The following is a 22,957-nucleotide window of genomic DNA, read 5'->3' on the forward strand; positions in this document are numbered from 1 at the left end:
GGCGTCGTTAGAATCAGCCCCTTTTTCTGACAGGCCCGGCATATAACCGGGCCAGGAATGACGAAACACTGGCCTGGAGGCTACCTTGTTAAACGAAATCAAACTTTCGCTGCAATACATTCTGCCCAAACAGTGGCTCACCCGTCTGGCTGGCTGGGGCGCGAGCAAACGCGCAGGCTGGCTGACTAAACTGGTCATCGATCTGTTTGTGAAGTACTACAAGGTCAACATGAGCGAGGCGCAGAAGCCCGATACCGCCAGCTATCGCACCTTTAACGAATTTTTCGTGCGTCCGCTGCGTGATGAAGTTCGCCCGCTGAACACCGATCCGAACGTGCTGGCAATGCCGGCGGACGGCGTAATCAGCCAGCTCGGACGCATCGAAGGCGATAAGATCCTGCAGGCCAAAGGCCACAACTACACGCTGGAAGCGCTGCTGGCCGGCAACTATCTGATGGCCGATCTGTTCCGTAACGGCACCTTCGCGACCACCTATCTCTCGCCGCGCGACTATCACCGCGTCCATATGCCGTGCAACGGTATCCTGCGCGAAATGATCTATGTGCCGGGCGATCTCTTCTCGGTAAACCACCTGACCGCGCAGAACGTGCCGAACCTGTTCGCCCGTAATGAGCGTGTCATCTGCTTGTTCGACACGGAATTCGGGCCGATGGCGCAAATTCTGGTGGGCGCGACGATTGTGGGGAGCATCGAAACCGTCTGGGCTGGCACCATCACCCCGCCGCGTGAAGGCATCATCAAGCGCTGGACGTACCCGGCAGGCGAAAGCGACGGTGCGGTGGCGCTGCTGAAAGGCCAGGAGATGGGCCGCTTCAAGCTCGGCTCAACAGTTATCAACCTGTTCGCGCCGGGCAAAGTGGAGCTGGTTGAGCATCTGCAAAGCCTCTCCGTCACGCGTCTCGGCGAGCCGCTGGCGGTCTCCGTTGAGGCGGTCGCAGCCGACGTCGCCCCTGCGGTGATTTCAGCCGAAGAAGCCGACGCCGAGCGTGAAGCCAACCCGCTGGTAGATAACGACCAAAACCGTTAATTCAAAGGTAAATGACGTGCGCCTGATCCTTTACGTGCTGCTGGCCTGGAGCCTGAGCTTTTGGGCGAACGCCGCAACCGCGCCTGATGAAAAACAGATAGCGCAGGAGCTGGAGCAGGCCAAAGCGGCCAAAAACCAGCCCGATCAGGCGCAAGTGGTTGAAGCCCTGCAGGCGGCGCAAAACGCGCTTGAGGAGCGAAAAGCTTCCCTTGAGCGCGCAAAGCAATATCAGGAGGTTATCGATAACTTCCCTAAGCTTTCGCAGTCACTGCGCCAGCAACTCAACAATCTGCGCGATGAGCCGCGCCGGGTGCCTACCGGGCTTACCACCGACGCGCTCAATCAGGAGATCCTCCAGGTCAGCAGTCAGCTGCTGGAGAAGAGCCGCGAGGCGCAGCAGGAGCAGGATCGCGCGCGCGAAATCGCCGACTCCTTAAGCCAGCTTCCCCAGCAGCAAACTGACGCGCGCCGCCAGCTTAACGAGATGGAACGCCGCGCAGGCGCGCCGACCGTCTCAAATGCGCTTGGCGCGGCGCAGCTTCTCAGCCAGCAGGCGGAATCGGCCCAGCTAAAAGCCCGTGTTGACGAACTCGAACTCGCCCAGCTCTCCGCCAGCAACCGCCAGGAGCTGGCGCGCCTGCGCGCAGAACTGGCGCAAAAACAGAGCGAACAGCTTGATGCTTACCTCCAGGCGCTGCGCAATCAGCTTAACAGCCAGCGCCAGCAGGAAGCTGAGCGCGCGCTGGAGAGCACCGAACTGCTTGCCGAGAACAGCGCCAACCTGCCGCCGGCGATTGTCGAGCAGTTCAACGTAAACCGCGAGCTGTCGCGCGCGCTAAACCAGCAGGCGCAGCGTATGGATCTGGTGGCGTCCCAGCAGCGGCAGGCCACCAGTCAGACCATGCAGGTGCGTCAGGCGTTAACCACGCTGCGTGAACAGTCGCAGTGGCTCGGTGTGTCGAACGTGCTCGGCGAGGCGCTGCGCGCCCAGGTGTCGCGCCTGCCAGAGATGCCGAAGCTTCAGCAGCTCGATACCGAGATGGCGCAGCTTCGCGTCCATCGTCTGCGCTATGAAGATCAGCTCAACAAGCAGCCGCAACTGCGCCAGTTGCGACAGGCGGACGGCAAGCCGCTGACGGCAGAGCAGAGCCGTATTCTCGACGCGCAGTTACGCACCCAACGCGAACTGCTCAACTCGCTGTTGCAGGGCGGCGATACGTTAATCCTTGAGCTTACCAAGCTGAAGGTGGCAAACAGCCAGCTTGAAGACGCGCTGAAAGAAGTGAACGAGGCGACGCACCGCTACCTGTTCTGGACCTCTGACGTCAGCCCGCTCACTATCAGCTGGCCGGTGGATATCGTTCAGGATTTGCGTCGTCTTATCTCGCTCGACTTTTTTGGCCAGCTCGGTAAAGCCGCCGTGATGATGGTGACCAGCAAAGAGACGCTGCTGCCGCTCTTCGGCGCGCTGCTGCTGGTGGGCTTTAGCATCAGTTCGCGGCGTCACTTTACAGCGTTCCTGGAGCGCTCCAGCGCGCGGGTCGGGAAGGTAACGCAGGACCATTTCTGGCTCACGATGCGCACGGTGTTCTGGTCGATTCTGGTGGCCTCTCCCCTGCCCGTGCTGTGGGCAACGCTTGGCTATGGCCTTCGTGAAGCCTGGCCCTGGCCTATCGCCGTGGCGGTCGGCGACGGCGTCACCGCCACGGTGCCGCTGCTGTGGGTCGTGATGATTTCTGCGACCTTCGCACGCCCGAACGGCCTGTTTATCACGCATTTCGGCTGGCCGCGCAACCGGGTCGCCCGCGCGATGCGCTACTACCTGATGAGCATCGGCTTTATCGTGCCGCTCATCATGGCGTTGATTACCTTCGATAACCTCAACGACCGCGAATTCTCCGGCTCGCTGGGGCGGCTGTGCTTTGTGCTTATCTGCGGCGCGCTGGCGATCGTCACGCTCAGCCTCAAGCGTGCAGGCCTCCCGCTCTTTCTCGATAAAGAAGGCAACGGCGATAACTGGGTCAACCGGCTGCTGTGGAACCTGCTGCTGTGCGCGCCGTTAACGGCAATCCTCGCCGCGGCCGTCGGTTATCTCGCCACCGCGCAGGCGCTGCTGGCGCGTCTGGAAACGTCCGTGGCCATCTGGTTCCTGCTGCTGGTGATTTACCACATCATTCGCCGCTGGATGCTCATTCAGCGCCGTCGCCTGGCCTTTGACCGCGCCCGCTCGCGTCGCGCGGAAATTCTCGCCCAGCGCGCCCGCGGCGAAGAAGAACCGCACCACGGGCACAGCACCGAAGGCAGCGTGGAAGTGGAAGTCGCGGAGCTTGATCTGGATGCGATCAGCGCCCAGTCGCTGCGTCTGGTGCGCTCGATCCTGACGCTTATCGCGCTGCTGTCGGTCATCGTGCTGTGGTCGGAAATCCACTCGGCCTTCGGGTTCCTTGAGAATATTTCGCTGTGGGATGTCACCTCAACCGTGCAGGGCGTTGAGAGCATTGAACCGATTACGCTTGGCGCGGTGCTGATCGCCATTCTGGTGTTTATCGTCACCACGCAGCTGGTGCGTAATCTGCCCGCGCTGCTGGAGCTGGTCGTGCTTCAACATCTGGAGCTGACGCCAGGCACTGGTTACGCCATTACCACCATCACCAAATATCTGCTGATGCTGATAGGCGGCCTGGTAGGCTTCTCTATGATTGGTATCGAGTGGTCGAAGCTGCAATGGCTGGTGGCGGCGCTCGGTGTGGGGCTCGGTTTCGGCTTGCAGGAGATTTTCGCCAACTTTATTTCGGGCCTGATTATTCTCTTTGAAAAGCCGATTCGTATCGGCGATACCGTGACCATTCGTGATCTAACCGGCAGCGTGACGCGCATTAACACGCGCGCGACGACCATCAGCGACTGGGACCGTAAAGAGATAATCGTGCCGAATAAGGCGTTCATTACCGAGCAGTTTATTAACTGGTCGCTCTCGGATTCAGTCACGCGCGTGGTGCTGACGGTGCCTGCTCCGGCAGATGCTAACAGCGAAGAGGTGACGCAGATCCTCTACCGCGCCGCTGAGAAGTGTTCGTATGTGATTGATAACCCGCCGCCGGAAGTGTTCCTGGTTGATTTGCAGCAGGGGATTCAGCTCTTTGAACTGCGTATTCACGCCGCCGAGATGGGACACCGCATGCCGCTACGTCACGAAATCCATCAGCTGATTTTGCAGGGCTTCCGCGAGCATGGCATCGAGATGCCGTTCCCGCCGTTCCAGATGCGTCTGGAGAGCCTCGACGGCAAGCGCATGGCGCGAACGTTAAGTTCAGCCGGGCGCACCAGCCGCGCGCCGGGCAGTATGTAACGAAAAAGGAGCCTCAGGGCTCCTTTTTTATGGCGGTTATTTTGTAGTTAAAGCCGTTTAGTAAAGGTGGGTGCGCTGCGCTTACCCACCCTACAAAGGGAATTAAGCCTTATCGAACATCGTAGGGCGGGTAAGCGAAGCGCACCCGCCATACAAGACGCATTAAACCTTGTCTAACATCGTAGGGCGGGTAAGCGAAGCCGCACCCGCCATACAAGACGCATCGAACCTTGTCTAACATCGTAGGGCGGGTAAGCAAAGCGCACCCGCCATACAAGACGCATCGAACCTTGTCTAACATCGTAGGACGGGTAAGCGAAGCGCACCCGCCACAGGTAAGCATTCAGCCGTTACGCCCGGTCGACCGTAAAAGCGATAACTTCAGCGAGGCTCTCTGCGCCCAGCGCCAGCATAATCAGGCGATCGACACCCAGCGCCACGCCGGAACAATCCGGCAGGCCCACTTTTAGCGCTTCCAGCAGATTGTAATCCACCGGCTGCTGCGGCAGACCGCGCTGAAGGCGTTTGCGGTTATCCTGCTCGAAACGCTGCTGCTGTTCGCGCGCGTCGGTCAGCTCATGGAAACCATTCGCCAGCTCAATGCCTTTGTAATAGACCTCAAAACGCTCTGCCACGCGGTGATCTTCGGTGCTGATTTGCGCGAGCGCCGCCTGGCTTGCCGGGAAGTGATACACAAACACCGGGCGATCTTTACCAATGTGCGGCTCAACGCCCATAGAGAACAAGAGTTGCAGGAGCGTGTCGCGATCTTCTTCGGTATCGGCGATATTGCTCAGGTCAAGCTTCGCCGCTACCTCGCGCAACTGGGTTTTATCCGCCGACAGCGGGTCTATCTCCAGATGGCGCTGGAACGCCTGCTGGTAGGAAATGGTCTCGGCGGGCTGGCACTCCAGCACCTGCTGCAGAAGATCGTCCACCTCGTTCATCAGGCGGTACATATCGTAATGCGGGCGATACCACTCCAGCATCGTGAATTCCGGGTTGTGATGACGCCCCATCTCTTCATTACGAAAGCTTCGGCACAGCTGATACACCGGCCCACAGCCCGCCGCCAGCAGGCGTTTCATGTGATATTCCGGGCTGGTCATCAGATAGAGATTAATCCCCTGGGAATGGCCGGGACCGACGAAACGCGTTTCAAACGGGAACAGGTGGATATCGGTTACCGTCGCCTGGCTCATGCAGGGGGTTTCCACCTCCAGTACGCCGCGGTCCGCGAAAAAACGGCGGATCTCCGCCATGATGGCGGCGCGTTTCAACAGGTTGGGGATGGATGCGCTCGGCTGCCAGGTGGCCGTCTCGCTCATGGTACTTTCTCCGTCGTCAAACAAGGGCACGAAGTCTACTCGTATCCCGTTCGCCAGACAAATTTTGCGCACTTTTTTCCTTTATTCACGCCAGATTTGCGTTTTGTGAGCCACTTCAATTAACCCAGCGTGTAAAACGCGCCGCACCGCCCCAAAAAATCGAACACATCAAATTTCCCCTTTAGGGCTAAGGTTATACTCACCTACCCAAAAAGGAGCAGGGGAATGCTTTACCCCCGCGCAGCCCCGAGTTTTCGCCTTAGTTACCGCGCGGTGGGAATAACTAAAACCCGGAGGAATGTCGTGCATACTTTTCAAGCCGATCTCGCCATTATCGGTGCCGGCGGCGCGGGACTGCGGGCAGCCATTGCGGCGGCCGAGCGTAATCCCAACGCTAAAATCGCACTGATTTCAAAAGTCTATCCGATGCGTAGCCATACCGTCGCCGCCGAAGGCGGTTCGGCGGCCGTTGCCCAGGATCATGACAGTTTTGAGTATCATTTCCACGACACGGTCGCAGGCGGCGACTGGCTGTGCGAGCAGGATGTGGTGGACTATTTCGTTAAACATTGCCCGCGTGAAATGACTCAGCTTGAGCAATGGGGCTGCCCGTGGAGCCGCCGACCAGACGGCTCAGTTAACGTCAGACGCTTTGGCGGCATGAAAATCGAGCGCACCTGGTTTGCTGCCGACAAAACCGGCTTCCATATGCTCCACACCCTGTTCCAGACCTCTCTACAATTCCCGCAAATCCAGCGCTTCGATGAGCATTTCGTCCTGGATATTCTGGTGGATGACGGCCAGGCGCGCGGCCTGGTGGCGATGAACATGATGGAAGGTACGCTCGTGCAGATCCGCGCAAATGCGGTGGTGATGGCGACCGGCGGCGCGGGGCGCGTCTATCGTTATAACACCAACGGCGGCATCGTCACCGGCGACGGTATGGGCATGGCGCTGGCGCACGGCGTGCCACTGCGCGATATGGAGTTCGTGCAGTACCACCCGACCGGTCTGCCCGGCTCCGGCATTCTGATGACGGAAGGCTGCCGTGGCGAGGGCGGCATTCTGGTGAATAAAAACGGCTATCGCTATTTACAGGATTACGGCATGGGGCCGGAAACGCCGCTCGGCGAGCCGAAGAACAAATATATGGAACTGGGCCCGCGCGACAAAGTGTCACAAGCCTTCTGGCACGAGTGGCGCAAAGGCAACACCATCTCCACGCCGCGCGGCGATGTGGTCTATCTCGATCTGCGCCACCTCGGCGAGAAAAAACTGCTGGAGCGGCTGCCGTTCATTTGCGAACTGGCGAAAGCCTACGTGGGTGTCGACCCGGTCAAAGAGCCGATTCCCGTACGCCCGACGGCGCATTACACCATGGGCGGCATCGAAACCAATCAGCAGTGCGAAACCCGCATCAAGGGGCTGTTTGCCGTGGGCGAATGCTCGTCCGTGGGGCTGCATGGCGCGAACCGCCTGGGTTCAAACTCGCTGGCGGAACTGGTCGTATTCGGCCAACTGGCAGGCACGCAGGCGATGGAACGCGCGATGGAAGTGACATCCACCCGTGACGACGCACTGAACGCACAGGCAGCGGATGTCGAAGCGCGTCTGCACGCGCTGGTGCACCAGGACGGCAACGAAAGCTGGGCGAAAATCCGCGATGAAATGGGCCTCTCGATGGAAGAAGGCTGCGGCATTTACCGCACGCCGGAGCTGATGCAGAAAACCATCGATAAACTTGCTGAATTGCAGGAGCGCTTTAAGCGCGTGCGCATCAGCGACACTTCCAGCGTCTTCAACACCGATTTGCTCTATACCATTGAGCTTGGCCACGGCCTGAACGTCGCTGAATGTATGGCGCACTCCGCGATGGCGCGTAAAGAGTCGCGTGGCGCGCATCAGCGGCTTGACGAAGGCTGCACCGAGCGCGATGACGTGAACTTTCTGCGTCATACCCTCGCCTTCCGCGACGCAGACGGTACCACCCGCCTCGATTACAGCGACGTGAAGATTACCACTCTGCCTCCGGCGAAACGCGTTTATGGCGCGGAGTCGGAAGCGGCCGATAAAAAGGAGACGGCGAATGGCTGAGATGAAAACGCTGCGCATTGAAGTCGTGCGTTATAACCCGGAAACCGATAACGCGCCGCACAGCGCGTTTTACGACGTGCCCTGGGATGAGCAAACCTCGCTGCTTGACGCGCTCGGCTATATCAAAGACAACCTGGCGCCGGATTTAAGCTATCGCTGGTCGTGCCGCATGGCTATCTGCGGCTCCTGCGGCATGATGGTCAACCGCGTGCCGAAACTCGCCTGTAAAACGTTCCTGCGCGATTACACTTCCGGTATGAAAGTCGAGGCGCTGGCGAATTTCCCGATCGAGCGCGATTTGGTGGTCGATATGACCCACTTTATCGAGAGCCTCGAATCCATTAAGCCCTATATCATCGGTAACCCGCGCAAGCCGGAACAAGGGCCAAATACCCAGACACCGGCGCAAATGGCGAAATACCATCAGTTCTCCGGCTGCATCAACTGCGGCCTGTGCTACGCCGCCTGCCCGCAGTTCGGCCTGAACCCGGAGTTCATCGGCCCGGCGGCGATCACGCTCGCGCACCGCTATAACCTCGACAGCCGCGATAAGGGCCAGAAGGCGCGTATGCCGCAGCTTAACAGCCAGAACGGCGTCTGGACCTGTACGTTTGTTGGCTTCTGCTCGGAAGTCTGCCCGAAACATGTCGATCCGGCCGCGGCTATCCAGCAGAGCAAAGTGGAGAGCTCGAAGGATTTCTTAATCGCCATGCTCAAACCCGGCGCAAGGAGTGAATGATGACCTCGAAACGTAAGCCTTATGTACGGACGATGGAAACAGGCTGGTGGAAGCAACTGCCCTTCTACCGCTTTTACATGCTGCGCGAAGGCACCTCGGTGCCTGCCGTCTGGTTCAGCATTGTACTGATTTATGGTCTGTTCGCGCTCAAGCATGGCCCGGAGAGCTGGGCCGGTTTTGTCGATTTTCTGCAAAACCCTGTCGTCGTGTTACTGAACATCATCACGCTGCTGGCCGCGCTGCTACACACCAAAACCTGGTTTGAACTGGCTCCGAAAGCCGCCATCGTGGTAGTCAAAGATGAAAAAATGGGGCCGGAGCCGGTGATCCGCGGGCTGTGGGGCGTGACGGCTCTCGTGACTATCATCGTGCTGTTTATCGCCCTGGTCTGGTAAGGAGGATATCGTGATTAATCAACACCCGAAACGCTCCGACGAGCCGGTATTCTGGGGCCTGTTTGGCGCAGGCGGCATGTGGTGCGCGATTATCGCGCCGGTCATCATCATGCTGGTGGGCATTCTGCTGCCGCTCGGCATAGGGCCGGAAGGCGCATTCAGCTACGAGCGCGTGCTGGCGTTCGCCCAGAGCTGGGTGGGCCGTCTGTTTCTGTTCCTGATGATTGTGCTGCCGCTGTGGTGCGGCCTGCACCGCATTCATCACGGTATGCACGACCTGAAAATCCACGTTCCTGCCGGGAAATGGGTGTTCTATGGTCTGGCCGCCATTCTGACGGTCGTGACGCTGATTGGCGTAGTTACACTCTGAACCCTGTCGCCGCTTCTCACGAAGCGGCGTTTTACTTCCTGACTATTTCACTTCTCTGATGTTACAAAACCGCAGCGGGCATCTACACTTAGCAGTAAAAACAGAAGGATCCCGCCATGCGTATTCGACTACTTCCTGTTGTAGCTACCGTCGCGACTGCAGCACTGCTTGTCGCCTGCAGTACCCCGACGCCGCCGAGCGGTGTCAGAGTGGTGGAGGATTTAAACGTTAACCGCTATCTCGGCACGTGGTATGAAATCGCCCGCTTCGATCACCGTTTTGAGCGCGGTCTTGAGCAGGTCACCGCGACCTACAGCCTGCGTGGCGATGGCGGCCTGAACGTGATTAACCGCGGTTTCAACCCGGATCGTAACAGATGGCAGCAGAGCGAAGGTAAAGCCTATTTCACCGGCGATACCCGCCGCGCCGCGCTGAAGGTTTCTTTCTTCGGCCCGTTCTACGGCGGATATAACATTATTGCGCTGGATAAAGACTACCAGCATGCGCTGATCTGCGGACCGGATCGCAGTTATCTGTGGATCCTCTCCCGCACGCCAACCATCAGTAAGCAAGTGAAAGAGGATCTGCTGGACTCCGCGACTCGTCAGGGCTTCGCGGTGGAAAAACTGATTTGGGTAAACCAGCGCGCCGGTTAGTGCGTGCTGAGTTTCAGACCGATAATCCCCGCGACGATAAGCCCCAGGCTTATCAGCCTCGCGGGGCTTGCGGACTCACCTAACAGCAGAATGCCGGTAATGGCCGCACCCACCGCGCCGATCCCCGTCCAGACAGCATAAGCCGTGCCGGTCGGCAGGCTTTTCATCGCCCATGAAAGCAGCACAATGCTGACAATCATCGCCGAAACGGTGATGAGGCTTGGCACAACACGCGTAAAACCGTGGGTATATTTCAGGCCGACGGCCCAGACCACTTCCAGAAGACCAGCGATAAACAGAACGAACCAGGACATATTCAGCTCCAGGTTATTTGGGGCCGTCCCCGTTCAACATGACGCGCTTGCAGGTCGTCCCGCAAGGCCAGGTGATAAACAGCGCGATCATCCCTTCTTGTTGCGCATTTTGCAACCAGGTTTTTCCTAAACCAGCGGATTCTCGTGAGTTAAGCCAGGAAATAGCCGCGATTGTGCGCGTACATCACGGGTTCAGTTAGCGATAAATCTTCCTATGATGAAACACTTTCCTGCTGGCGTCAGCAGGTGCGTCTTTCTCTCCATAATGAATCCGAGCATGTATAAAATTTTACTGGTTGACCGCTGTCATTTCAGCCGTACCGGGCTCGAAAGCTGGCTTAACCACGCTGAAGATTTCGCGGCGCCGTTCCACGTGACGGCAACCGATCACTTGCTGCGCGCGCGTGAGCTTCTTATTCAATGGCAACCCAATATGGTGATTGCCGATCTTCACGGGTTTATGGGAGATATTCACCACGTAAATCAGTTCTCCTCGATTTTCGCCGCCTGCGGCAATACTACGCGCCTTATTTTATTACAAAGCGGTAGTTCAGACGTGCTGAATGATTATTGCTCGCAGCAAATAACCTGGCGCATCGTGGATAAAACTATTCCCCTGCGCGAGCTTGGCCAGATGATTGGTAAAGCGCTGATGTCGCGTCCGCCGTTCGGCGAGCCTAAAACCATTACGCCGCTACTGACGCTGCGTGAAGAACGCATTCTGGAATGGTGGAGCGTGGGAATGAGCAATGAAGAAATCGCGCGGAAAATGGGGATCGCCGTTAAAACGGTTTACACCTATAAACGCAACATTCGCATGAAACTCGGTGCCGATAACCGCTTTTCGCTGTTCGTGCCGCTGCCAGAGATGTGCGCAAGATAACGGTACGACACCGGGAGGGGTCGTACCGTCGTCGCAAAGCTTACTGCGATGCGCGAGTCGCTGCGCCAGAAATCGCGCTGCCGCCGTCCTGAATGTCTTCGCCTACACCACGCGTGGTGTTACAGGCCGTCAACAGTGAAGAAAGGACCAGTGCTGAAAAGAGCGCCGCAATTGTTTTCTTAACCATAATCTCTTCCTTTTATAGCCTAAGTTATTTGTGTATAGCTTTTTAAGCATAGACAAAAACTGACAAGCTGCCGGAAGGAAACGATTTTTAGGAACAGAAGAACTATTTTACTGCGCGCTCAATCGCGCCGCCGAGATGCTGAATATCTTCACCAAAGCCACGAGCCGTATTACAGGCGCTGACAAGCGAGCACAGCAGCAGAATCAAAAGGGGACGTAACAGCGGGGTTTTCATGGGACGTTCTCTGCAAATATGCGGCGTGGCGACACCACGCCGCAGATATCAGTCGAGATTATTTTACGCGGGAAACGTATTCACCAGAGCGGGTATCCACTTTGATGACTTCGCCGATCTGTACGAACAGCGGTACTTTTACCACAGCGCCGGTAGACAGGGTCGCCGGTTTGCCGCCGGTGCCTGCGGTATCGCCTTTCAGGCCCGGATCGGTATCCACGATTTCCAGCTCAACGAAGTTCGGCGGGGTAACGGAGATAGGCTGACCGTTCCACAGGGTCACGATGCATTCAGCCTGATCCAGCAGCCATTTCGCGTTGTCGCCAACGGCTTTGGCATCCGCAGCCAGCTGTTCGAAAGTTTCGTTGTTCATGAAGTGCCAGAACTCACCGTCGTTGTAGAGGTAAGTCAGGTTCATATCCACAACGTCTGCGCCTTCAGCGGAGTCGGTGGATTTAAAGGTTTTCTCAACGCGAGAACCGGTCAGCAGACGGCGCAGCTTAACGCGCGCGAACGCCTGACCTTTACCCGGTTTAACGAATTCGCTGGATTCAACGGCGTACGGTTCGCCGTCCATCATGATTTTAAGACCGGCACGAAAATCGTTGCTAGAATAAGTCGCCATAAGGCCCTCTGAAATTGTTAACTGGTAGCTAAGCCACAAAATGGCGCATATTGTAACCCTAAATACCCCATCCCGAGAAGATTGGTTATCGCAACTTGCCGATGTTATCACCGATCCCGATGAGCTCCTGCACCTTCTCAATATAGACGCCAGTGAAGAATTGCTGGCAGGTCGCGACGCGCGCCGGTTATTTGCGCTGCGCGTACCGCGCGCGTTCGCCGCGCGGATGGAGAAAGGCAACCCGCGGGATCCGCTGCTGCGCCAGGTATTAACCGCGCGTGAGGAGTTTGTCGCGGCGCCCGGTTTTACCACCGATCCGCTGGAAGAGCAAAACAGTGTGGTGCCAGGCCTCCTTCATAAGTACCACAATCGCGCGCTGCTGCTGGTAAAAGGCGGATGCGCGGTGAATTGCCGCTACTGCTTCCGCCGTCATTTCCCGTATGCGGATAACCAGGGGAATAAGCGCAACTGGCAGGCCGCGCTGGATTACATCGCCGCGCACCCGGAACTGGATGAAATTATTTTCTCCGGCGGCGACCCGCTGATGGCGAAAGACCACGAGCTGGAATGGCTGATCGCGCATCTTGGGGCGATCCCACATATCAGGCGCCTGCGCATCCACAGCCGCCTGCCAATTGTTATCCCGGCGCGTATTACCGATGCGCTAGTCCGGCTGCTCGGCGAGACGCGTTTGCAGGTGCTCCTCGTGAATCACATTAACCATGCACAGGAAATTGACGACGCGTTTCGCGCGGGAATGGCGAAGCTGCGCGCGGCAGGCGTTACGCTGCTGAACCAGAGCGTGCTGCTGAAAGGCGTGAACGATAACGCGGCAACGCTGGCGGCGCTCAGCAATGCGCTGTTTGATGCGGGCGTGATGCCCTATTACCTGCATGTGCTGGATAAAGTACAAGGCGCAGCGCATTTTATGGTGAGCGACGACGAGGCGCGGGCGATTATGCGCGAGCTGTTGTCGCAGGTTTCCGGTTATCTGGTGCCGAAGCTGGCGCGTGAAATTGGTGGCGAGCCGAGCAAAACGCCGCTGGATTTGCAGCTGCGACAGAATTGATTTTATCGTGAATGGCGAGGCGGCGGGTGCGCTGGCGCTTACCCGCCCTACGCAGAAAAAGCGGCAGCGATAAACCTGTAGGGCGGGTAAGCGAAGCGCACCCACCACAGTCAAACCCAACGCGGCGTTAAAATCGTAGGGCGGGTAAGCGCAGCGCACCCGCCACAGTCAAACCCAGCGCGGCGTTAAAATCGTAGGGCGGGTAAGCGCAGCGCACCCGCCTTTTTATCTTTAAAAACCGTTAATGCGGTGATATCACTTTCAGTTCGGGCACTTATACACCTGGCCGACCATTTTGCTGGATGTCGGAACAAAGCTTGAAAGCAGGTTCTGGGTCGGGCTGCTTACGCCATAAAGCACATTGCCGCCCATCGCTGCGGCCTGATTACGCAGATCGTTTGCCGCACCGCGCATGGAGCCGCCCTCTTCGCCGTGCTGGCCAGAAAGCCAGTTGCTCTGCTCACCGGTCGCGGTGCCCAGTAAGCGGCACTCTTTACCAGGCTGCTCTTCAACAAAACGCACGCTCTGACCTGCGGTCGAGAGTGTGTTACCGTTGCTGCATCCCGCCAGCAGCAGCGCTGCGACAACCATTCCTGTAGTGACTTTCAAGCGCATGTTGTTCCCCATTATGAATAGCTGGTGATAGCCTGGGCTGCGTAAGCCCGGTAAGACCTTATACTAAAAAGATGACCAAAAGAAAAACCCCGGCCATTTCTGACCGGGGTTTTCTGTTTTTAATCGAATAATTCAGGTTGCAGGCAGGCGGCAAATTCATGAATCCCAGGCGCTTACCTCAGTAAGTGACGGGGGTGAATGAATGCAGCCAACGCCCTGGGCCTGAAGTATGAAGATTAAATTACATCATACCGCCCATGCCGCCCATGCCGCCCATACCTGCAGCGCCTAAGTCGGCTTTATCTTCTTTCGGCAGATCGGTAACCATGCACTCGGTGGTGATCATCAGGCCAGCCACAGAAGACGCGTACTGCAGCGCAGAACGGGTCACTTTGGTCGGATCCAGGATACCCATGTCGATCATGTTGCCGTATTCTTCGGTCGCCGCGTTGTAACCATAGTTACCGTCGCCAGCTTTCACGTTGTTCGCGACAACAGACGGCTCTTCACCGGCGTTGGACACGATCTGACGCAGCGGAGCTTCCATTGCGCGCAGCGCAACTTTGATACCCACGTTCTGGTCTTCGTTCTGGCCAGTCAGTTCGGTCAGTTTCGCAGCAACACGCACCAGTGCTACGCCGCCACCAGCAACCACGCCTTCTTCCACCGCAGCACGGGTTGCGTGCAGGGCGTCTTCAACGCGGGCTTTCTTCTCTTTCATTTCCACTTCGGTCGCAGCGCCAACCTTGATAACTGCAACGCCGCCAGCCAGTTTAGCTACGCGCTCCTGCAGTTTTTCACGGTCGTAGTCAGAGGTCGCTTCTTCGATCTGCTGACGGATCTGACCAACGCGGCCCTGGATTGCGGATTCGTCGCCCACGCCGTCGATGATGGTGGTGGTGTCTTTGTTGATAACAACGCGTTTCGCCTGACCCAGATCTTCCAGGGTCGCTTTTTCCAGCTCCATACCGATCTCTTCAGAGATAACGGTACCGCCAGTCAGGATAGCGATATCCTGCAGCATAGCTTTACGACGGTCGCCGAAGCCCGGTGCTTTCACTGCAGCCACTTTCACGATGCCGCGCATGGTGTTCACGACCAGGGTCGCCAGCGCTTCGCCTTCCACATCTTCAGCGATGATCAGCAGCGGTTTGCCTGCTTTAGCCACGGCTTCGAGAACCGGCAGCATTTCGCGGATGTTGGAGATTTTTTTGTCAGCCAGCAGGATGAACGGGCTTTCCAGCTCAACAGCGCCAGTTTCCGGCTTGTTGATGAAGTACGGAGACAGGTAGCCGCGGTCGAACTGCATACCTTCAACCACATCCAGCTCGTCCTGCAGACCGGTGCCTTCTTCAACAGTGATAACGCCTTCTTTGCCCACTTTCTCCATCGCTTCGGCAATCAGTTTACCTACGGTTTCATCGGAGTTAGCGGAGATGGTGCCGACCTGAGCGATAGCTTTAGAGTCAGAGCACGGTACGGAGAGCGCTTTCAGCTCTTCAACAGCGGCAACAACCGCTTTATCGATACCGCGCTTCAGGTCCATCGGGTTCATGCCTGCCGCAACAGCTTTCAGGCCTTCGGTGATAATAGCCTGTGCCAGTACGGTTGCAGTGGTGGTACCGTCGCCTGCCGCGTCGTTCGCTTTGGAGGCCACTTCTTTCACCATCTGGGCACCCATGTTTTCGAACTTGTCTTCCAGTTCGATTTCACGTGCTACGGACACGCCGTCTTTGGTGATGGTCGGCGCACCGAAAGATTTATCCAGCACCACGTTACGGCCTTTCGGGCCCAGGGTGACTTTCACTGCGTCTGCCAGTACGTTTACGCCGCGGAGCATTTTCACACGAGCGTCGTTACCGAATTTTACGTCTTTAGCTGCCATATCGTTATTTCCCTTAAATTCGTACGTTCAGTTTTGTTCGCGCGTGAGATTACGCTTCAACAATTGCCAGAATGTCGCTTTCAGACATGATCAGCACTTCCTGATCGTCCAGCTTCTCGGTTTTTACACCATAGCCATCGTTGAAAATTACGATGTCGCCCACTTTCACATCCAGCGGCTTCACTTCGCCATTTTCAAGGATGCGGCCATTGCCAACAGCCAGCACTTCGCCACGCGTGGATTTACCCGCAGCGGAGCCGGTCAGAACGATGCCGCCAGCAGATTTAGATTCAATTTCTTTACGCTTGACGATCACGCGATCATGCAATGGACGAATATTCATTGATAGCTCTCCTTTGAGAAAGTCCGTATCAGTTAGGGATTGAGCCGGCCCATGAAGGTTTCCGGCTGGTGCCCAGAGAGATGGGGTTGGGGTTTTCCCCCTTCAAGGGGGAAAAGAAAAAAATTTTTTGGATTTTTTATCGCGAGTCGCGATCGTGGTCTTCAAGACGTTTGGGGCCGTCGTCTTTGCGCTGGTACTCGCCGTCAAAGGTGTTGCCGCCCTGTGATGATGCACCAAAACCGCCACCCGGCATCCGCCCAAAGCGCAGGTGCGGCATCAGGCGCAGCGTGATGAGTTTTTGCACCGGCGGTAGCAACAACAGCAGGCCGAGGAAATCGGTAAAGAAGCCAGGCAACAGCAGCAACAGGCCTGCGATAATCAGCGACACGCTCTTCAGCATTTCCGCCGCCGGGCTTTCGCCCGCTTCCATTTTCTGCTGCATCAGCATCAGGTTTTTAAAGCCCTGGTTACGCACCAGCGACATCCCGATGACCGAGGTGAAAATCACCAGTACTAAGGTCAGAAAAACGCCGAACACATGCGCCACCTGAATAAAGATGGAAATTTCAATGTAGATGTAAAGAAAGAAGGCGATAAAGGGTATCCAGCGCACCGGGTTCTCCTGTAAAAAGCAGGCGCCTTCTGGCGCCTTAGAAATGGATGTGCGAACGCATATACACTGAGATGGAGGCGCCTTAGTCAAAGTTCAATCACTTTGCACGGACATTTTTTCTGGAAATTTTTAAGCGGTGACCCATTTCACAGTTTAATAATTGTCATCAGACGCGGCCGGGAATAAGTGATCCAGGTTACTGCTTTTCGCTATCATCAGCATATGATCGTGGGCACCAGACCGATTAAGGACATAAATGTCGGTCATTTTACCTCCATAACCACATATATCCTGTGAGTTTGGTGCATTCTTAGTCAGCTTAAGTAAGAAGGTTCACATGTTAAACAACATTCGTATCGAAGAAGATTTGTTGGGTACCAGGGAAGTTCCAGCGGATGCCTACTACGGTGTTCACACTCTGCGAGCGATTGAAAACTTTTACATCAGCAACAGCAAAATCAGCGATATCCCTGAGTTTGTTCGCGGCATGGTGATGGTGAAAAAAGCGGCGGCGCTGGCCAACAAAGAGTTGCAGACCATTCCGCGCAAAATCGCCGACACGATTATCGCCGCCTGCGATGAAGTGCTGAATAACGGAAAATGCATGGATCAGTTCCCGGTCGATGTGTACCAGGGCGGCGCGGGCACTTCCGTTAACATGAACACCAACGAAGTGCTGGCGAACATTGGTCTTGAGCTGATGGGCCACCAGAAAGGGGAATACCAGTTCCTCAACCCTAACGATCATGTGAACAAATGCCAGTCCACAAATGACGCCTACCCGACCGGCTTCCGCATCGCGGTTTACGCATCCATCGTTAAACTGGTAGACGCCATTAAAGAGCTGGGCGAAGGCTTCCAGCGCAAGGCCGTGGAATTTGAAAACATCCTGAAAATGGGCCGCACCCAGCTTCAGGACGCCGTGCCGATGACGCTCGGTCAGGAGTTCCACGCATTTAACGTGCTGCTGAACGAAGAGACCAAAAACCTGCTGCGCACGGCGGAGCTGCTGCTTGAGGTGAACCTCGGCGCGACCGCTATCGGCACGCGTCTGAACACCCCGGATGGTTATCAGCAACTGGCCGTGCAGAAACTCGCGGAAGTGAGCAATCTGCCGGTCGTTCCGGCAGAAGACCTGATCGAAGCGACCTCAGACTGCGGCGCTTACGTTATGGTGCACAGTTCGCTCAAGCGTCTGGCCGTTAAGCTCTCCAAAATCTGTAACGACCTGCGTCTGCTCTCTTCCGGTCCGCGCGCGGGCTTAAACGAAATCAACCTGCCGGAGCTGCAGGCGGGTTCGTCCATCATGCCAGCCAAAGTGAACCCGGTTGTGCCGGAAGTGGTAAATCAGGTCTGCTTTAAAGTTATCGGCAACGACACCACCGTGACCATGGCGTCTGAAGCTGGCCAGCTGCAGTTGAACGTGATGGAGCCGGTCATCGGCCAGGCGATGTTTGAGTCGATTCATATCCTGACCAACGCCTGCTACAACCTGCTGGAAAAATGCGTCAACGGCATTACCGCCAATAAAGAAGTGTGCGAAGGCTACGTCTACAACTCTATCGGTATCGTCACCTATCTCAACCCGTTCATCGGCCACCACAATGGCGATATCGTCGGGAAGATTTGTGCTGAAACCGGCAAGAGCGTGCGTGAAGTCGTACTGGAGCGCGGTCTGCTGACGGAAGCGGAGCTGGACGACATTTTCTCTGTCCAGAACCTGATGCATCCGGCCTACAAAGCAAAACGCTATACCGATGAAAGCGAACAGTAATCCCCTTTCGCGGTACACTAAAAAGGCACGTCTTCGGACGTGCCTTTTTCGTTTAATGGATACCAAATTATAACTTTTAATTATCCAACAATTAACCATCAAGGAAGCCATCATGATAGTTGTCGAACTTATCATCGTTTTACTGGCCATTTTTCTTGGCGCCAGGCTTGGGGGAATCGGGATTGGGTACGCCGGCGGGCTGGGCGTGCTGGTCCTCGCCGCCATCGGGGTGAAACCCGGCAATATCCCTTTTGACGTTATCTCAATCATCATGGCGGTGATCGCCGCTATCTCCGCCATGCAGGTCGCGGGCGGGCTCGATTTCCTGGTCAACCAGACGGAAAAGCTGCTGCGCAAAAACCCGAAATACATCACGATACTGGCTCCCATCGTCACCTACTTTCTGACGATTTTCGCCGGTACCGGGAATATCTCGCTCGCCACGCTGCCGGTTATCGCCGAAGTGGCCAAAGAACAGGGCGTGAAGCCCTGCCGTCCGCTCTCCACCGCCGTGGTCGCCGCGCAGATAGCCATCACGGCGTCGCCGATTTCCGCCGCCGTGGTGTATATGTCCTCGGTGATGGAAGGCCACGGCGTCAGCTACATTCATCTGCTGATGGTCGTTATCCCTTCTACGCTCGCGGCGGTCCTGGTCATGTCTTTTCTCGTCTCCATCCTGTTTAACTCAAAGCTTTCCGACGATCCGGTTTATCTCAAACGTCTGGAGGAAGGGTTAATCGAATTGCGCGGCGACAAGCAAATCGACATCAAACCGCGCGCCAAAACCTCCGTGTGGCTGTTCCTGCTGGGCGTGGTTTGCGTCGTCGCATATGCCATTATCAACAGCCCGAGCCTTGGCCTTGTGGCAAAACCGCTGATGAACACCACCAGCGCCATCCTCATCATCATGCTGAGCGTCGCGACGCTTATCACGCTTCTCTGCCGCGTGGAAACCGACACCATTCTGAACTCCAGCACCTTTAAAGCGGGGATGAGCGCGTGTATCTGTATCCTCGGCGTGGCGTGGCTTGGCGACACCTTCGTTTCCGCCAATATCGACTGGATCAAAGCCACGGCGGGCAGCGTGATTCAGGGCCACCCGTGGCTGCTGGCGCTGATTTTCTTTATCGCTTCCGCGCTGCTTTATTCTCAGGCGGCGACCGCCAAAGCGCTGATGCCGATGGCGCTGGCGCTGAACGTCTCCCCGCTGACGGCCGTCGCCTCTTTTGCCGCCGTTTCCGGCCTGTTTATTCTGCCGACCTATCCGACACTGGTTGCCGCCGTACAGATGGACGATACCGGCACCACGCGTATTGGCCGTTTCGTCTTTAACCATCCGTTCTTTATTCCGGGCACGCTCGGCGTTGTGCTCTCCGTCTGCTTTGGCTTCCTGCTGGGCAGCGTCATGCTGTGATCTTCCGGGGCGCTGCGGCGCCCCTTTTTACGTCGCAACGTCTCACACCTGCGCGCAACCGCTAACGCGCCCTCTTCTGCCGTTGTATAGTAGCCGTTCACACTTTTCAGGCAGGAGGGCTTTATGCTGGATGAAAATACCGTTACTCACGCCGCCCCGGACGCCGTCGTTGTGCTCTGCACCGCGCCGGACGAAGCCACCGCGCAGGATCTGGCGGCCAAAGCGCTGGCGGAAAATCTCGCCGCCTGCGTGACGCTGCTCCCGGGCGCCACGTCGCTCTACTACTGGGAAGGTAAACTGGAGCAAGAGTACGAGGTGCAGATGGTGTTAAAAAGCGATACCGCGCGCCAGCAGGCGCTGCTGACGTGTCTTAAAAGCCATCATCCGTATCAGACACCCGAACTGCTTGTGATCCCCGTCATTCATGGAGACAACGATTACCTCTCATGGCTCACCGCATCCTTACGCTGATCCTGCTGTTTTGCAGCGCCCATGCTTCTGCCTCACTCTTCGGCCAGCAAAACGCCTCGCAGTTTGTGCCGGCAGACCAGGCTTTTGCCTTTGATTTTCAGCAGCAGAAGAACACGTTAACGCTGAACTGGCAGATTAAGCCCGGCTACTATCTCTATCGCCAGCAAATTCGCGTAACGCCCGCCAGTGCCAGCGTGGCACCGCTCGCACTGCCTGCCGGCGAGCCGCATGAAGATGAGTTCTTCGGCAAAAGCGAAATCTACCGTGACGCGCTCAGCGTGCCGATTACGGTGGAGCAGGCGTCGCCTGGCGCGACGCTGAGCGTGACGTACCAGGGCTGCGCCGCCGCCGGTTTCTGTTACCCGCCGGAAACCCGCACGGTGCCGCTGAGCGCCGTCGAACCGACAGAGAGTGTTAAAGCCGACGCCGCTACGCCTTCGGCCGCCACTGGCGAGCAAACCCGCGTTAACAGCGATGCGCCTTCCGCCACCCTGCCCTTCTCCGCGTTCTGGGCGTTACTTATCGGCATCGGCGTCGCTTTCACACCCTGCGTACTGCCGATGTACCCGCTTATTTCCGGCATCGTGCTGGGCGGCGACAAACGGCTTTCCACTCGCCGCGCGCTGCTGCTGGCGTTTGTCTACGTGCAGGGAATGGCGCTCACGTATACCGCGCTCGGGCTGGTGGTCGCCGCCGCGGGGCTACAATTTCAGGCGGCGCTGCAAAGCCCGTGGGTGCTGGTGACGCTCTCTGCGGTGTTTGTTCTGCTGACGCTCTCGATGTTCGGGCTCTTTACGCTGCAACTGCCCGCGTCGCTGCAAACGCGCCTGACGCTAATGAGCAACCGCCAGCGCGGCGGCTCGCCGGGCGGCGTGTTTGCGATGGGCGCGATTGCAGGGCTTATCTGCTCGCCCTGCACCACTGCGCCGCTCAGCGCCATTCTGCTTTATATCGCCCAGAGCGGGGATCTGTGGCTCGGCGGCGGCACGTTGTATCTCTACGCGCTCGGCATGGGCCTGCCGTTGATTCTGGTCACTGTTTTCGGCAACCGGCTGCTGCCGAAAAGCGGCCCGTGGATGGAGCAGGTCAAAACCGCGTTCGGCTTTGTTATCCTGGCGCTGCCGGTATTTCTGCTGGAGCGCGTGCTGGGCGAGCCGTGGGGAGTGCGTCTCTGGAGCGCGCTTGGCGTCGCGTTCTTCGGCTGGGCGTTTGTCACGAGCCTGAACGCCACCCGCTCCTGGATGCGCGCGGTGCAAATCGTGCTGCTGGGCGCGGCACTGATTTGCGCCAGCCCGTTGCAGGACTGGGCTTTCGGCGCGCCTGTCGCGGAATCCCAGGCGCATCTGGCTTTCACCCGCATCGCCACGGTGGACGATCTCGACCGCGCGCTGGCGCAGGCCAAAGGTAAGCCGGTGATGCTCGATCTCTACGCCGACTGGTGCGTCGCCTGTAAAGAGTTTGAAAAATACACGTTCAGCGCGCCAGCGGTGCAGCGCGCGCTGGATGGCGCGGTGCTGTTGCAGGCTGACGTCACCGCCAACAGCGCCGCCGATGTGGCATTGCTGAAGCGCCTTAATGTGCTCGGGCTGCCGACGATTATTTTCTTCGATGCGCAGGGTAACGAGATCCCAAATGGCCGCGTCACCGGTTTTATGGACGCCCCCGCGTTTGCAACGCATTTGCACAATCGCCTGCGGTAAACAACACTTGGGTGGGAGAAACCGTTGGGCTAAACGGAGAGGAGTAGACCGTGCAACGTGAAGAAGTTCTGGAGCAGGCCCTGCATATCCTTGAACAGGAAGGGATTGCCAATACCACACCGGAAATGGTGGCCGCCGCGGCACAGTGTCCGACGGAAGAGATCCAGCGCTACTGGCCGGATCGCGAGGCGCTACTGTATGACGCGCTACGCTATTTGAGCCAGCGTGTGGACGCCTGGCGCCGCCAGCTGATCTACAACGAAGAGCTAAGCGCCGAGCAAAAGCTCATGGCGCGCTATCAGGCGCTGACGGACTGCGTCAGCCAGGATCGCTACCCGGGCTGTCTGTTTATCGCCGCCTGCACGTTTTACCCCGAGGCGTCGCACCCGATCCATCAACTGGCGGATCAGCAAAAACGCGCGGCGTATCACTACACGCACGAGCTGTTAACGCAGCTCGAAGTGGACGATCCGGCGATGGTCGCCGAGCAGATGGAACTGGTGCTGGAAGGCTGTCTGAGCCGTCTGCTGGTCAAACGCAGCCAGGCGGACGTGGATACCGCGCGCCGTCTCGCCGAAGATATCCTGCGTTTCGCCCAGTGCCGTCAGGGTGGCGCACTGACCTGACAACCCATTAACGGGTGCCTTTTTGTCTGAAAATCAGCCAGTCAGCACAGATTGACGGATTTTTTATGACAAAGCCGTTGACGCCTTCGGGCCTTTACGGTTTAATGCGCCCCGTTGCCCGGATAGCTCAGTCGGTAGAGCAGGGGATTGAAAATCCCCGTGTCCTTGGTTCGATTCCGAGTCCGGGCACCACTCATTTATAACCCTCGCTTCGGCGGGGGTTTT

Annotated in this window: 23 protein-coding genes and 1 tRNA gene; 15 read left to right on the forward strand and 9 right to left on the reverse strand. The window is 57.3% G+C overall.

Annotation, left to right across the window (positions count from 1 at the left end):
* Positions 1 to 85: 85 nt before the first annotated feature.
* Positions 86 to 1,048 (forward strand): archaetidylserine decarboxylase, encoded by a 963-nt coding sequence (asd, locus tag G9X48_RS20060; protein ID WP_097564138.1) that lies wholly within the window; start codon positions 86 to 88, stop codon positions 1,046 to 1,048.
* A 16-nt stretch (positions 1,049 to 1,064) separates the two neighbouring features.
* Positions 1,065 to 4,397 carry a miniconductance mechanosensitive channel MscM gene (mscM, locus tag G9X48_RS20065; RefSeq protein WP_097640934.1) on the forward strand — a complete coding sequence of 1,111 codons (3,333 nt, stop codon included), beginning with the start codon at positions 1,065 to 1,067 and terminating at the stop codon, positions 4,395 to 4,397.
* A gap of 350 nt (positions 4,398 to 4,747) precedes the next feature.
* On the opposite strand, the gene epmA is transcribed toward mscM, so the two are convergent.
* Complete coding sequence (gene epmA / locus G9X48_RS20070; RefSeq protein WP_007887508.1) at positions 4,748 to 5,725, reverse strand: elongation factor P--(R)-beta-lysine ligase; 978 nt, start codon at positions 5,723 to 5,725, stop codon at positions 4,748 to 4,750.
* Between the two features lie 303 nt (positions 5,726 to 6,028).
* On the opposite strand from epmA, the gene frdA reads away from it, so the two are divergent.
* The 5 genes from frdA to G9X48_RS20095 all read left to right on the forward strand — a co-directional run bounded on the left by frdA (position 6,029) and on the right by G9X48_RS20095 (position 9,979).
* The gene (gene frdA / locus G9X48_RS20075; RefSeq protein ID WP_054625891.1) at positions 6,029 to 7,819 is read left to right on the forward strand and encodes a fumarate reductase (quinol) flavoprotein subunit; all 1,791 of its coding nucleotides are present in this window, start codon (positions 6,029 to 6,031) and stop codon (positions 7,817 to 7,819) included.
* On the forward strand, positions 7,812 to 8,558 hold the full coding sequence (locus G9X48_RS20080) for a succinate dehydrogenase/fumarate reductase iron-sulfur subunit (protein ID WP_097640933.1): 747 nt from the start codon (positions 7,812 to 7,814) through the stop codon (positions 8,556 to 8,558). Before frdA ends, G9X48_RS20080 begins: the two co-directional genes overlap by 8 nt.
* The gene (gene frdC, locus G9X48_RS20085; protein ID WP_097640932.1) at positions 8,558 to 8,953 is read left to right on the forward strand and encodes a fumarate reductase subunit FrdC; all 396 of its coding nucleotides are present in this window, start codon (positions 8,558 to 8,560) and stop codon (positions 8,951 to 8,953) included. The genes G9X48_RS20080 and frdC overlap by 1 nt, the downstream gene beginning before the upstream one ends.
* Positions 8,954 to 8,963: 10 nt before the next feature.
* A complete protein-coding gene (gene frdD / locus G9X48_RS20090; RefSeq protein WP_012123672.1) occupies positions 8,964 to 9,323 on the forward strand; it encodes a fumarate reductase subunit FrdD in 360 nt (119 codons plus the stop codon).
* A 122-nt stretch (positions 9,324 to 9,445) separates the two neighbouring features.
* Entirely contained in the window at positions 9,446 to 9,979 is a 534-nt protein-coding gene (locus G9X48_RS20095; protein WP_097640958.1) for a lipocalin family protein, read from the forward strand.
* On the opposite strand, the gene sugE is transcribed toward G9X48_RS20095, so the two are convergent.
* Positions 9,976 to 10,293 carry a quaternary ammonium compound efflux SMR transporter SugE gene (sugE, locus tag G9X48_RS20100; protein ID WP_007702160.1) on the reverse strand — a complete coding sequence of 106 codons (318 nt, stop codon included), beginning with the start codon at positions 10,291 to 10,293 and terminating at the stop codon, positions 9,976 to 9,978. The two genes, G9X48_RS20095 and sugE, sit on opposite strands and share 4 nt — an antisense overlap.
* A gap of 277 nt (positions 10,294 to 10,570) precedes the next feature.
* Here sugE and G9X48_RS20105 point away from each other — a divergent pair, with 277 nt between their 5' ends.
* Positions 10,571 to 11,176, forward strand: coding sequence for a LuxR C-terminal-related transcriptional regulator (locus tag G9X48_RS20105; protein ID WP_004386071.1), 606 nt, complete (start codon positions 10,571 to 10,573; stop codon positions 11,174 to 11,176).
* Between the two features lie 40 nt (positions 11,177 to 11,216).
* Here the strand turns inward: G9X48_RS20105 and ecnB are convergent, their stop codons facing one another.
* The 3 genes from ecnB to efp all read right to left on the reverse strand — a co-directional run bounded on the left by ecnB (position 11,217) and on the right by efp (position 12,222).
* Entirely contained in the window at positions 11,217 to 11,363 is a 147-nt protein-coding gene (gene ecnB / locus G9X48_RS20110) for a lipoprotein toxin entericidin B (protein WP_004386070.1), read from the reverse strand.
* Between the two features lie 102 nt (positions 11,364 to 11,465).
* On the reverse strand, positions 11,466 to 11,597 hold the full coding sequence (locus G9X48_RS20115) for an entericidin A/B family lipoprotein (RefSeq protein ID WP_004386069.1): 132 nt from the start codon (positions 11,595 to 11,597) through the stop codon (positions 11,466 to 11,468).
* 58 nt (positions 11,598 to 11,655) lie between these two features.
* Complete coding sequence (efp, locus tag G9X48_RS20120) at positions 11,656 to 12,222, reverse strand: elongation factor P (RefSeq protein WP_004386068.1); 567 nt, start codon at positions 12,220 to 12,222, stop codon at positions 11,656 to 11,658.
* Positions 12,223 to 12,262: 40 nt separating this feature from the next.
* On the opposite strand from efp, the gene epmB reads away from it, so the two are divergent.
* Positions 12,263 to 13,291 carry an EF-P beta-lysylation protein EpmB gene (epmB, locus tag G9X48_RS20125; RefSeq protein ID WP_097640931.1) on the forward strand — a complete coding sequence of 343 codons (1,029 nt, stop codon included), beginning with the start codon at positions 12,263 to 12,265 and terminating at the stop codon, positions 13,289 to 13,291.
* 261 nt (positions 13,292 to 13,552) lie between these two features.
* Here epmB and G9X48_RS20130 read toward each other — a convergent pair whose 3' ends face one another.
* The 4 genes from G9X48_RS20130 to G9X48_RS20145 all read right to left on the reverse strand — a co-directional run bounded on the left by G9X48_RS20130 (position 13,553) and on the right by G9X48_RS20145 (position 16,747).
* Positions 13,553 to 13,906, reverse strand: coding sequence for a DUF4156 domain-containing protein (locus G9X48_RS20130; protein ID WP_007871252.1), 354 nt, complete (start codon positions 13,904 to 13,906; stop codon positions 13,553 to 13,555).
* Positions 13,907 to 14,147: 241 nt separating this feature from the next.
* Positions 14,148 to 15,791, reverse strand: coding sequence for a chaperonin GroEL (gene groL, locus G9X48_RS20135; protein WP_004387019.1), 1,644 nt, complete (start codon positions 15,789 to 15,791; stop codon positions 14,148 to 14,150).
* 49 nt (positions 15,792 to 15,840) lie between these two features.
* On the reverse strand, positions 15,841 to 16,134 hold the full coding sequence (locus G9X48_RS20140; protein WP_004387018.1) for a co-chaperone GroES: 294 nt from the start codon (positions 16,132 to 16,134) through the stop codon (positions 15,841 to 15,843).
* 136 nt (positions 16,135 to 16,270) lie between these two features.
* Entirely contained in the window at positions 16,271 to 16,747 is a 477-nt protein-coding gene (locus G9X48_RS20145; protein ID WP_007887527.1) for an FxsA family protein, read from the reverse strand.
* Positions 16,748 to 17,084: 337 nt separating this feature from the next.
* On the opposite strand from G9X48_RS20145, the gene aspA reads away from it, so the two are divergent.
* The 6 genes from aspA (at position 17,085) to G9X48_RS20175 (ending at position 22,924) form a co-directional block, all read left to right on the forward strand.
* The gene (aspA, locus tag G9X48_RS20150) at positions 17,085 to 18,521 is read left to right on the forward strand and encodes an aspartate ammonia-lyase (RefSeq protein WP_004387015.1); all 1,437 of its coding nucleotides are present in this window, start codon (positions 17,085 to 17,087) and stop codon (positions 18,519 to 18,521) included.
* A 112-nt stretch (positions 18,522 to 18,633) separates the two neighbouring features.
* Entirely contained in the window at positions 18,634 to 19,935 is a 1,302-nt protein-coding gene (locus G9X48_RS20155; protein ID WP_007887530.1) for an anaerobic C4-dicarboxylate transporter, read from the forward strand.
* A gap of 123 nt (positions 19,936 to 20,058) precedes the next feature.
* Positions 20,059 to 20,406, forward strand: a complete 348-nt coding sequence (cutA, locus tag G9X48_RS20160) for a divalent cation tolerance protein CutA (RefSeq protein ID WP_004387013.1) — start codon at positions 20,059 to 20,061, stop codon at positions 20,404 to 20,406.
* Positions 20,382 to 22,106 carry a protein-disulfide reductase DsbD gene (locus tag G9X48_RS20165; RefSeq protein WP_105629552.1) on the forward strand — a complete coding sequence of 575 codons (1,725 nt, stop codon included), beginning with the start codon at positions 20,382 to 20,384 and terminating at the stop codon, positions 22,104 to 22,106. Before cutA ends, G9X48_RS20165 begins: the two co-directional genes overlap by 25 nt.
* Positions 22,107 to 22,156: 50 nt before the next feature.
* A complete protein-coding gene (locus G9X48_RS20170; RefSeq protein ID WP_004387009.1) occupies positions 22,157 to 22,732 on the forward strand; it encodes a transcriptional regulator in 576 nt (191 codons plus the stop codon).
* 116 nt (positions 22,733 to 22,848) lie between these two features.
* Positions 22,849 to 22,924: transfer RNA gene (locus tag G9X48_RS20175), tRNA-Phe, on the forward strand.
* Positions 22,925 to 22,957: the final 33 nt, after the last annotated feature.

The organism is Cronobacter sp. HA18006 (assembly GCF_011605445.1).
Lineage (GTDB): Bacteria > Pseudomonadota > Gammaproteobacteria > Enterobacterales > Enterobacteriaceae > Cronobacter > Cronobacter sakazakii.

Bases quoted from the DNA above. Each gene is read 5' to 3' on its own strand.
- G9X48_RS20080 (WP_097640933.1), top strand. From the start codon at position 7,812: ATGGCTGAGATGAAAACGCTGCGCATTGAAGTCGTGCGTTATAACCCG.
- G9X48_RS20115 (WP_004386069.1), bottom strand. From the start codon at position 11,597: ATGAAAACCCCGCTGTTACGTCCCCTTTTGATTCTGCTGCTGTGCTCG.
- G9X48_RS20140 (WP_004387018.1), bottom strand. From the start codon at position 16,134: ATGAATATTCGTCCATTGCATGATCGCGTGATCGTCAAGCGTAAAGAA.
- epmA (WP_007887508.1), bottom strand. From the start codon at position 5,725: ATGAGCGAGACGGCCACCTGGCAGCCGAGCGCATCCATCCCCAACCTG.
- G9X48_RS20130 (WP_007871252.1), bottom strand. From the start codon at position 13,906: ATGCGCTTGAAAGTCACTACAGGAATGGTTGTCGCAGCGCTGCTGCTG.
- frdC (WP_097640932.1), top strand. From the start codon at position 8,558: ATGACCTCGAAACGTAAGCCTTATGTACGGACGATGGAAACAGGCTGG.
- G9X48_RS20105 (WP_004386071.1), top strand. From the start codon at position 10,571: ATGTATAAAATTTTACTGGTTGACCGCTGTCATTTCAGCCGTACCGGG.
- groL (WP_004387019.1), bottom strand. From the start codon at position 15,791: ATGGCAGCTAAAGACGTAAAATTCGGTAACGACGCTCGTGTGAAAATG.
- sugE (WP_007702160.1), bottom strand. From the start codon at position 10,293: ATGTCCTGGTTCGTTCTGTTTATCGCTGGTCTTCTGGAAGTGGTCTGG.
- aspA (WP_004387015.1), top strand. From the start codon at position 17,085: ATGTTAAACAACATTCGTATCGAAGAAGATTTGTTGGGTACCAGGGAA.
- G9X48_RS20165 (WP_105629552.1), top strand. From the start codon at position 20,382: ATGGCTCACCGCATCCTTACGCTGATCCTGCTGTTTTGCAGCGCCCAT.
- G9X48_RS20155 (WP_007887530.1), top strand. From the start codon at position 18,634: ATGATAGTTGTCGAACTTATCATCGTTTTACTGGCCATTTTTCTTGGC.
- efp (WP_004386068.1), bottom strand. From the start codon at position 12,222: ATGGCGACTTATTCTAGCAACGATTTTCGTGCCGGTCTTAAAATCATG.
- cutA (WP_004387013.1), top strand. From the start codon at position 20,059: ATGCTGGATGAAAATACCGTTACTCACGCCGCCCCGGACGCCGTCGTT.
- epmB (WP_097640931.1), top strand. From the start codon at position 12,263: ATGGCGCATATTGTAACCCTAAATACCCCATCCCGAGAAGATTGGTTA.
- ecnB (WP_004386070.1), bottom strand. From the start codon at position 11,363: ATGGTTAAGAAAACAATTGCGGCGCTCTTTTCAGCACTGGTCCTTTCT.